This window comes from Streptomyces montanisoli, from assembly GCF_017813245.1.
GTDB lineage: Bacteria > Actinomycetota > Actinomycetes > Streptomycetales > Streptomycetaceae > Streptomyces > Streptomyces montanisoli.
The window spans coordinates 42,430-51,403 of record NZ_JAGIQL010000034.1; the positions used below are offsets into that span (position 1 = coordinate 42,430).

At 72.0% G+C, this 8,974-nt stretch carries 8 protein-coding genes; 4 read left to right on the plus strand and 4 right to left on the minus strand.

The window, feature by feature from the left end:
• Window positions 1-509: 509 nt before the first annotated feature.
• On the plus strand, window positions 510-1,040 hold the full coding sequence (locus JFN87_RS11465; RefSeq protein WP_209339879.1) for a GNAT family N-acetyltransferase: 531 nt from the start codon (window positions 510-512) through the stop codon (window positions 1,038-1,040).
• Between the two features lie 282 nt (window positions 1,041-1,322).
• Here JFN87_RS11465 and JFN87_RS11470 read toward each other — a convergent pair whose 3' ends face one another.
• A complete protein-coding gene (locus JFN87_RS11470; protein WP_209339880.1) occupies window positions 1,323-2,072 on the minus strand; it encodes a hypothetical protein in 750 nt (249 codons plus the stop codon).
• 403 nt (window positions 2,073-2,475) lie between these two features.
• Here JFN87_RS11470 and rplM point away from each other — a divergent pair, with 403 nt between their 5' ends.
• The 3 genes from rplM to glmM all read left to right on the plus strand — a co-directional run bounded on the left by rplM (window position 2,476) and on the right by glmM (window position 5,030).
• Window positions 2,476-2,919 carry a 50S ribosomal protein L13 gene (rplM, locus tag JFN87_RS11475; RefSeq protein ID WP_030903771.1) on the plus strand — a complete coding sequence of 148 codons (444 nt, stop codon included), beginning with the start codon at window positions 2,476-2,478 and terminating at the stop codon, window positions 2,917-2,919.
• A 42-nt stretch (window positions 2,920-2,961) separates the two neighbouring features.
• Window positions 2,962-3,483 (plus strand): 30S ribosomal protein S9, encoded by a 522-nt coding sequence (gene rpsI, locus JFN87_RS11480; protein ID WP_209339881.1) that lies wholly within the window; start codon window positions 2,962-2,964, stop codon window positions 3,481-3,483.
• A gap of 188 nt (window positions 3,484-3,671) precedes the next feature.
• Window positions 3,672-5,030, plus strand: a complete 1,359-nt coding sequence (gene glmM, locus JFN87_RS11485) for a phosphoglucosamine mutase (protein ID WP_209339882.1) — start codon at window positions 3,672-3,674, stop codon at window positions 5,028-5,030.
• A gap of 75 nt (window positions 5,031-5,105) precedes the next feature.
• On the opposite strand, the gene coaA is transcribed toward glmM, so the two are convergent.
• From coaA to JFN87_RS11500, 3 genes are all read right to left on the minus strand, one after another.
• Window positions 5,106-6,134: a type I pantothenate kinase gene (gene coaA / locus JFN87_RS11490; protein ID WP_209339883.1), complete on the minus strand. Its 1,029-nt coding sequence runs from the start codon at window positions 6,132-6,134 to the stop codon at window positions 5,106-5,108.
• A gap of 77 nt (window positions 6,135-6,211) precedes the next feature.
• On the minus strand, window positions 6,212-6,955 hold the full coding sequence (locus tag JFN87_RS11495) for a hypothetical protein (protein WP_209339884.1): 744 nt from the start codon (window positions 6,953-6,955) through the stop codon (window positions 6,212-6,214).
• Window positions 6,956-7,112: 157 nt separating this feature from the next.
• Window positions 7,113-8,819, minus strand: coding sequence for a hypothetical protein (locus tag JFN87_RS11500; protein WP_209339885.1), 1,707 nt, complete (start codon window positions 8,817-8,819; stop codon window positions 7,113-7,115).
• Between the last annotated feature and the right edge of the window lie 155 nt (window positions 8,820-8,974).

Consider the following 8,974-nt stretch of genomic DNA (forward strand, 5'->3'; position numbering starts at 1 on the left):
CTCCCGCTATTTCTCGATTGGCTGCTGAAAAATCAGTACATCGAGGCAGGTGCCTTGGAGGAAGAAGGATTCCGTGCGTGGGTCGGGGCACCGGGCGTGATCGCGGGGCGCGTCGTCGAACTGTGTGAGTCGCTCGACTGGCGACCCGTGGGGGATGGATGTTGGTTGGCCAACACGGCCTCCGGAGACGCCTACGCAAGAGCGAACCGTTCCTGAGGAGATAGGTCAGCGGAGAGAAGGTGGCGGGCTTTCCCTGTCCGCCAGCTGAATAGGTGCACCTCGGCCGCCGCACGCGAGACGACATCTTGGCGTACGCGCATCCGCATTTAGTCGAGGCCCCCGGAGATCGGGGCGGTATGAGTTACGACTCGGTCCGCGATACCTGATAGGTGTAGCTCCTTCTCATGGATAGGCTGAGCCGGGCTGTTGCGACGATGCCTGAGAGATGTCGATGATTCCCGGCTGATATTCGCTGGTGGTTGCGCAGGCATCGTGTTCATACTGCGGCAATGGAACCGGTGACGATTGAGACTGACCGTCTGCTGCTGCGAGCCTTCACCTCTGCCGACGTGGATGCGGTGTACGAAGCTTGCCAGGACGAAGACATTCAGTTCTATACGCCGGTACCAATGCCGTACCGGCGTGCGGACGCAGAGAGGCTCGTCGGTGAGAAGCTGCCCGCCCAGTGGGCCGAGGACAAGGACTACACGCTCGGCGCGTTCCGTAAGGACACTGGCGCTCTGGTCGGCTCGTACTGCCTGACCCTGGTCAGCCGTGGGGTCTGGGAGCTCGGCTACTGGGCGGTTGCGGAGCAGCGCGGCAAGGGCTTCTCGGTGGAGGCGGCGCAAGCGTTGTGCGACTGGGGTTGGGCCACACTTGACGTGCACCGCATCGAGTGGTGGGCCATGGCCGGGAACCTCGGGTCGCGAGCCGTCGCCGAGAAGCTCGGCTTCACCGTCGAAGGGACTCTGCGCAATCGTGGTGTTGCGAACGACGGCAAGCCGCACGACTGGTGGGTGGGCGGACTGCTGAGGCCCTGATGGTTGGGTCGGCGCGACATCGGTTGCGTTAGCTCTCCTGCGGAGACGTTCCAATCTCAGACAGTTCCTGATGCCGCCAACGCGGAGCCAACGGTGTGCCGGCGCCAGCGCGATGGCTGCGACGAGCCCCACCCTGCGGTTGCCCTGGTCTTGGATCGTTCCGTCCGCTCGGCAATCTGCTGAGGATCAGCACCGAACTGGCGCTCGCTATGCGGATGGCCTGCTGATCACCAGTTCCAGTGGGCTCCGACCTCAATCGCGGACCAAGTCGTTAGTGCCCCGTCACGGCATCGCGCTGTCCGCCAGTTGCGCGAGCATGGGGCCGAGGCGAGCCGCGAGGGCGGGCGCGGATCGTTGGAGCTCTTCCGTCGCGACTGCCGTGAGCGCGGCGAGTGCGCGGTTGAGTTCGGGTTCCGTGACCGAGGCGACGAGAGTGCCTTCGAGCCGTGCCATCAGCTCGTCGGGCAAGAGGTGCGCGCCCTTCGCGTACGCGGCCTCGTGGCCCAGCCGCAGGCAGGCCAGGGTGATCACGTGGTCGCGCAGGGCGCTGATCCAGTGCTCTGCCTGCCACCAACGGCGTCGCCGGATGCAGATCCGGCTGTGCAGGGCGTGGTGCCAGAGGAGTCCGATAAGGGTGTCGCGGTCGGGCGGGGTGAAGGGCTCAAGGGTCGACCGGGCCTGGCCGAAGATCGTCTGCCACTGCGGGCCGCGTGGGCCGAACTCCGCAGGCGGCGCGAAAGTCATGTCGACCTCGATCCACCCGGCCAGCAGGAAGACGCGGATCTTGCGGCCGCCCGCCGGTAGATCCCAGTGGTGTCGCGCGTCGAGTTCCTCGTAGAACCAGCGGGTCCAGCGCTCCAGCGTGGTAGTCAGGTCGCCGTGCACGGCGAGGACCATGTCGGTGTCCGACCATCGGTCTGCCGTGCCGACCGACAGGGATCCGGTGAAAGCGGCGCCGACGATGGCATGGTCCGACCGGGCCCGGGCGAGGAGGCGGTCCCGTACTCGTTGCCGGTTTTCGACTGTGAACAACGTGCGACTCCGTTCGTGGCGGGCATCGGCGGGATGCGTAGCTGTGGCTTACCGGGTGCCTGCCGCGCCTTGTCGAGGGGTCCGGGGTGGCCCGGCCCGCCGGGCGGCCCGGCGACCGGGCCCCCGGGCGGGCGGATGCCCCCGAGTGCGGGCGCGCGCGGACCCCGTCCGGCCTGGGGCCGGGCGGAGGCGTTTTGACCCGTGTGGCTCAGCCCGAGTATCCTGCTGGTTCGTTGTGCGTATTGGCTTGTTCATTCTCACGTGATGGGCCCTTACGCCGGTCCACCGGGCCGATGACCAGCGGAGCACGAGCGGGTTGCGTCACCTGCTGTCTCCAGGCTGTCGTGATCGTCCGGGTGGCCCAGTACAGGACCCCATTCACGAAGAAGCGAAGGCTACGACCGTGCGTACGTACAGCCCCAAGCCCGGCGATGTCACGCGCCAGTGGCACATCATCGACGCGCAGGACATCGTCCTGGGCCGTCTGGCGACCACCGCCGCCACCCTTCTCCGGGGTAAGCACAAGCCCATCTACGCGCCCCACGTCGACACCGGTGACTTCGTCATCATCATCAACGCCGACAAGGTGCACCTGTCCGGCAACAAGGCCACCCAGAAGATGGCGTACCGCCACTCCGGGTACCCGGGTGGTCTCCGTTCCGTGCGGTACGACGAGCTGCTTGCCAAGAGCCCCGAGAAGGCCGTCGAGAAGGCCGTCAAGGGCATGCTCCCGAAGAACACCCTGGGCCGCCAGATGCTCAGCAAGCTCAAGGTCTACGCGGGTGACCACCACCCGCACGGGGCGCAGCAGCCCGTCCCGTACGAGATCAGCCAGGTCGCGCAGTAGTTCCGGCCACCACCTAAGACGAAAAGAAATCTGAGGAGAATCGTGGCCGAGACCACCGCTGAGCAGACCCCTGTCGAAGGTGAAGAGACCTTCGCCGAGGTGACGACCTTCGAGTCCGAGGCGCCCGTGGAGGGCGAGTACACCTCCGAGTCGATGGCGTCCCGTTTCGGGGACCCGCAGCCCGCCGCCGGCCTGGGCCGTCGCAAGAACGCGATCGCCCGCGTCCGGATCATCCCGGGCTCCGGCAAGTGGAAGATCAACGGTCGCACCCTTGAGGACTACTTCCCCAACAAGGTGCACCAGCAGGAAGTCAACGAGCCCTTCAAGGTGCTCGAGCTCGACAACCGCTACGACGTCGTCGCCCGCATCGCGGGTGGCGGTGTCTCCGGGCAGGCCGGCGCGCTGCGCCTCGGCGTCGCCCGCGCGCTGAACGAGGCGGACGTGGACAACAACCGCGGCCCGCTGAAGAAGGCCGGCTTCCTGAGCCGCGACGACCGTGCCGTCGAGCGCAAGAAGGCCGGTCTGAAGAAGGCCCGCAAGGCGCCGCAGTACAGCAAGCGCTAAACCGTCCCCCGGGGGATTCGGCTCCCCGGTGTCTCTCTTTGTCGGGAGATACCGGGACCGGTGGACCCCCGTACGACGTACATCGTTCGCCCCGGTGGCAGTCAGTGCCGCCGGGGCGTTCGTTTTTATCCAGAGGTCCGGGCGTATAACAGCATCAAGCGCTCAGAGGACAAATTCGGAGGAGAGCTGTGGGACGACTCTTCGGTACGGACGGCGTGCGCGGCGTCGCCAACGCGGACCTCACGGCCGAGCTGGCGCTCGGCCTCTCGGTCGCGGCGGCGCACGTGCTGGCCGAGGTGGGGACGTTCGAGGGGCATCGGCCTACGGCCGTCGTCGGGCGCGATCCGCGCGCCTCGGGAGAGTTCCTGGAGGCCGCGGTCGTCGCGGGCCTCGCGAGCGCGGGCGTGGACGTCCTGCGCGTCGGTGTGCTGCCCACCCCCGCGGTGGCGTACCTCACCGGCGCGCTGGGTGCCGACTTCGGCGTGATGCTCTCCGCGAGCCACAACGCGATGCCGGACAACGGCATCAAGTTCTTCGCGCGCGGCGGCCACAAGCTCGCCGACGATCTCGAGGACCGCATCGAGGCGCTGTACGACAAGCACCGCACGGGCGCGCCGTGGGAGCGGCCGACCGGCGGCGGTGTGGGCCGCGTGCGCGTGTACGACGAGGGCTTCGACCGCTACGTCGCGCACCTGATCGGCGTGCTGCCCAACCGGCTCGACGGGCTGAAGGTCGTCCTCGACGAGGCGCACGGCGCGGCGGCCCGCGTGTCGCCCGAGGCGTTCGCGCGCGCGGGCGCCGAGGTGGTCACGATCGGCGCCGAGCCGGACGGGCTCAACATCAACAAGGACTGCGGCTCCACCCACCTCGACCAGCTCAAGGCCGCCGTCGTCGAGCACGGCGCGGACCTCGGCATCGCGCACGACGGCGACGCCGACCGCTGCCTCGCCGTGGACGGTTCCGGCGCGGAGGTCGACGGCGACCAGATCCTCGCGGTCCTCGCGCTGGCGCTGCGCGAGCAGGGCGGGCTGCGGCACAACACCGTCGTCGGGACGGTGATGTCCAACCTCGGCTTCAAGCTGGCGATGGAGCGCGAGGGGGTGGCGGTGGTGCAGACGGCGGTCGGCGACCGCTACGTGCTGGAGTCCATGAAGGAGCACGGCTACGCGCTCGGCGGCGAGCAGTCGGGACACGTGATCATCCTCGACCACGCGACGACGGGTGACGGCACCCTGACCGGCCTGATGCTCGCGGCACGCGTCGCCGCGACGGGCCGCTCGCTGGGCGACCTGGCGGGCGTCATGCTGCGGCTGCCGCAGGTGCTGGTGAACGTGCCGGACGTCGACAAGTCCCGCGTCGCCACCTCGGCGGACCTCGCCTCCGCGGTCGCCGAGGCCGAGGCCGAGCTCGGCACCACGGGCCGCGTCCTGCTGCGCCCCTCGGGCACGGAGCCGCTGGTCCGGGTCATGGTCGAGGCGGCCGACATCGACCAGGCCCGCTCGGTGGCGGCCCGCCTCGCGGACGCGGTGAAGTCGGCGCTCGGCTGAGCCGGCGCCACGTACGTACGGGCAGGGGGCGCGGGCCGTTCGGTCCGCGCCCCCTGCGCGTACCCCCGCCCCGATTCAGAGCTTGCGCAGGGAAAGGCGCTGGACCTTGTGGTCTGCCGCCTTGCGGAGGATCAGGGTGGCTCGGCCTCGTGTCGGGGCGACGTTCTGCTGGAGGTTGGGCTCGTTCACCGTGCGCCACGTCTCGCGTGCGTAGTCCAGCGCCTCGCCCTCCGAGACCTTGGTGTACTTCGTGAAGTACGAGGACGGGTCCTGGAACGCCGTCTCGCGCAGCTTGCGGAAGCGGTTCAGGTACCAGGACTCGATGTCCTCGGCGCGCGCGTCCACGTACACGCTGAAGTCGAAGTAGTCGGCGAGCGCGACGCGTGTTCTGCCGTCCTGGCCCGGCAGGGCGGGCTGGAGGACGTTGATGCCCTCCACGATCAGGATGTCCGGGCGCCGCACGACGAGGCGCTCGGCCGGGACGATGTCGTAGATCAGGTGCGAGTAGACCGGCGCGGTCACCTCGTCCCTGCCGGCCTTGATGTCCGCGACGAAGCGGGTGAGCGCGCGGCGGTCGTACGACTCGGGGAAGCCCTTCCTGTGCACCAGGCCGCGGGCCTTGAGCTCCTTGAGGGGGAGCAGGAAGCCGTCCGTGGTGACCCGCTCGACCCGCGGGTGCTGCGGCCAGCGCGCCAGCAGGGCCTGCAGGAGGCGTGCGACCGTCGACTTGCCGACGGCGACGGAGCCGGCGACGCCTATCACGAAGGGCGTGCCGCGCTGGGAGCCCTGCCCGCCGCCCGCGTCGCCGAGGAACGTGTTGAGCGCGCCGCGCAGCTCGGCCGTGGCCTGCACGTACAGGTTCAGCAGGCGGGACAGCGGCAGGTAGACGTCGCGCACCTCGTCCAGGTCGATCACGTCGCCGAGGCCGCGCAGCCGCTCCACCTCGTCCGCGGTCAGCGGCAGCGGGGTCTTCTCGCGCAGCGCGCTCCACTGCGAGCGGGTCAGGTCGACGTACGGGGTCGGCCCGTGCTCCGTCCTGCGCCTTGGCTCGTAGCGGGGTGCGGGTGACGACGGGGACGCGTGGGAGCTGATCACGGGGTCCATTCTGGTGGCAGGCGCGCGGGGGCGTCGGGTCGCGTTCGTCACGTCGCGGCCCGCACCGCCGGGCCTGCCGCGCGGCCTCAGCGTTTGAACTGGTCCGGGAGGTTCCACCAGCGCGCGATGTGCGTGCGGTCCTTCGGCGGATTGCGCAGGTCGCGCGCCACGACGACGAAGCCGGCCGTGAGGACCCAGAACATCGCGGCGACCGTGTAATGCGGGTGCGCGGCGCCGAGCTGCGCGAACGTCGTCCTGATGGCGAGCAGCGCCGCCGCCGCGACCGCCACGCACGCCGCGTACAGGCCCGCGGTGCGGGCCCGGGAGCGCCCGGGCGGGGGAGCGGGCGTGCGGGTGCGGCTGCTGAGGCCGGGCCCGCCGTCGGCGCCCGCCTCGGGCGGCCTGGGTATCGCGCCGGGCTCGCGTGGCCCCGTCGCCACGACGGCGGCGGGCGGGACGGCCGCGTCGATCGCGGCAACGCGCTCGGGCGACAGCATGGCGTACAGGGTGGGCTCGACGGCGACGCGCACCCCGTCGGGCCCGGTCAGGATCCGGCCGCCGTCGGGGTGAGCCAGGACCTCGGCCGCGTCGGCGAACCGTACGGTGGCGTAGCCCTCGAACGCGGCCAGCGTGACGGCGCTGCCGGAGAGGAACAGCCGCTGGTCGACGTCGCGCAGCGACCGGTGCCGCGTGGCGCCGGGCTCGGCGGCGGCCCCGGGCTCGTCGGAGAACGGGCCGTCCGGGATCGGCTCGTCCGGGGACGGCTCGTCCACGGGCAGCGCGCGGCCCTCGGTGGCGCCCGCGCGCGGGGCGTCGTGCTGCGACGGCATGGGTCACACCTTCCGTGGGCAGTCAGTGGCGGCCGGACGCGACGGCGGCCGCGTCCACGTGCCAGTCTCCACCAACCGGGTCACGAACGGGTCGCGCGGCCGGTCGGACGGGCGCCGGCCTCGCAGAGGCCCCCGTCAGGCCCCCGTCGGACGCCCGTCAGGCGTCCGTCAGGTGGCGTGGGCGGTGGCGCCAGGCCCGGGTGAGCCGGGTGGTGAGGTACAGCGTGGCGAACGTGGCCAGGCAGGCGCGGACGCGGCCGACGCCCGGGGCCCACCAGGCGTACAGCGTCGTCGGGGCGCACACCAGGATCGCGGCGATGCGGGCCGCCCACCAGCGGCCCGGGCGCCTCGTGCGGCGGGTGACGAGTTCGGCGCCGGGGTCGTGCGCGAGGGTGAAGTCCGCGGGCACCGGCGGCAGCCCGAGCGCCGCCACGAGCGCCGCGAGGCGGGCCGCCGGGGCGTCGCAGGCGCGCAGCAGCGCGGTCAGCGGACGGCTGTCCGCGATGCCGTACGCGGCGGCGAGGGCGTCGGCCGTCGCCGACGCGCTCTCGTGGTCGGGAATCGCCGCCGTCGCGTCCCACTCGTGCTCGGCGAGGCGGCGGCCGCGGCGCAGCAGCGTGAAGCCGTAGCGGTCGCCCGTCCTGCGCAGCACCAGCGCCGGGCGGCGCACCGAGCGCGTCAGGCCCGCGGTGACCGCCGTGAGGGCGTCCTCGCCCATCATCGTCGCCCGCCGCGCCGTCGCCCCGCGCCCCGGCGTGCCCGCGGGGACCTCCGCGTACGTCGCGTCGCCGCGCGCGGCTATCCGCAGCTCCGCGCCCGCCTGCCTGGCGGCCTCCGCGACCCGCCCGGTGGACGCGCACACCACGGCGACGCCCGCCTCGTCCGGCGGGCGCGTGCGCTGCGCGGGGATCGTCCGCCCGGTGAAGAACGGCACCTGCGCGGCCACGTGGAGCCGTACGCCCGCCCTGAACTCGAGGAACTGCTCACGCGCGGGGCCGAAGTACGCCCACGGGTACTCCGTCGCGTGCGTGCCGATCGCGGCGAACTGCGCGAGCGCGGCCTCGGGGCGCCGACCGAGCAGCAGCATCAGCGCCAGGTGGTTGCGCACGTCCGCGACCTCCGGGTCGCCGTCCTCGTACGTCGAGACGAGGGCGAGCGCGCGCTCCACCGCCGCGCCGACGCGCACCCGGGAGATCCGCGAGCGGCGGACGCCGTCACCGCTCGTCGCATCGGCGAGCACGTCGTGCTCGAACGCCGCGAGCAGCGGCAGCGCGTGCAGCTTGGAGCCGGGCAGCGCGGCGCCCGCCGCACGCTCCGCGAAGTCGAACATCTCGTCGTGCGAGCCGTGCCACTTCTCGCACAGGTACTGCAGCGCCGCGGTGTGGCAGCCGTAGTGGTGCGGGGCACGCAGCGTGGCCTCCGCCCAGTACGCGTCGAACACCTCGCGCGGCGACTGGCTGCCCGTCGCGTGCTCCAGCGCGAACTGCCACGGCACCGGGTCGTCCGAGCACGCCTCCGCGGCGTCGCTGATCAGCGGCGCGGCGTCGTCGAGCAGGGCGAAGAACGCCTCGAACTGGTCGGGCGGTACGTCCTTGGCGCGCGCCCCCGTGCGCACCGCCCACGCCTGCTTCAGGGCCACGCCCGCACGCACCAGCATCGCGTCCGGGTCGTCGGGCGACTCGGCGAGCCAGTCGTCGAGCCACCCCGGGCTCTGCAGCGCGCACGCGGCGAGCCGCGGGGTCCACACGGCGCGGTTCTCCCACTCGCCGCCCAGGCGCGTCGCGGCGAGCAGGTCGCGGGCGGGGCGGTGGTCCCCACGACGCGCCTGGGGGATCGGGAGAGGACACGTCTGGACTCCAGTCACCGGTGGACCGGGGGTGCCGTCTTCTGCCTCAAGAAAGGGGGGGGGGGGGGGGGGGGGGGGGGGGGGGGGGGGGGGGGGGGGGGGGGGGGGGGGGGGGGGGGGGGGGGGGGGGGGGGGGGGGGGGGGGGGGGGGGGGGGGGGGGGGGGGGGGGGGG

What these genes read in the sequence shown, in the direction of transcription:
- JFN87_RS11465 (WP_209339879.1), top strand. Translation starts at nt 510, where the DNA reads ATGGAACCGGTGACGATTGAGACTGACCGTCTGCTGCTGCGAGCCTTC.
- coaA (WP_209339883.1), bottom strand. Translation starts at nt 6,134, where the DNA reads ATGGACCCCGTGATCAGCTCCCACGCGTCCCCGTCGTCACCCGCACCC.
- JFN87_RS11495 (WP_209339884.1), bottom strand. Translation starts at nt 6,955, where the DNA reads ATGCCGTCGCAGCACGACGCCCCGCGCGCGGGCGCCACCGAGGGCCGC.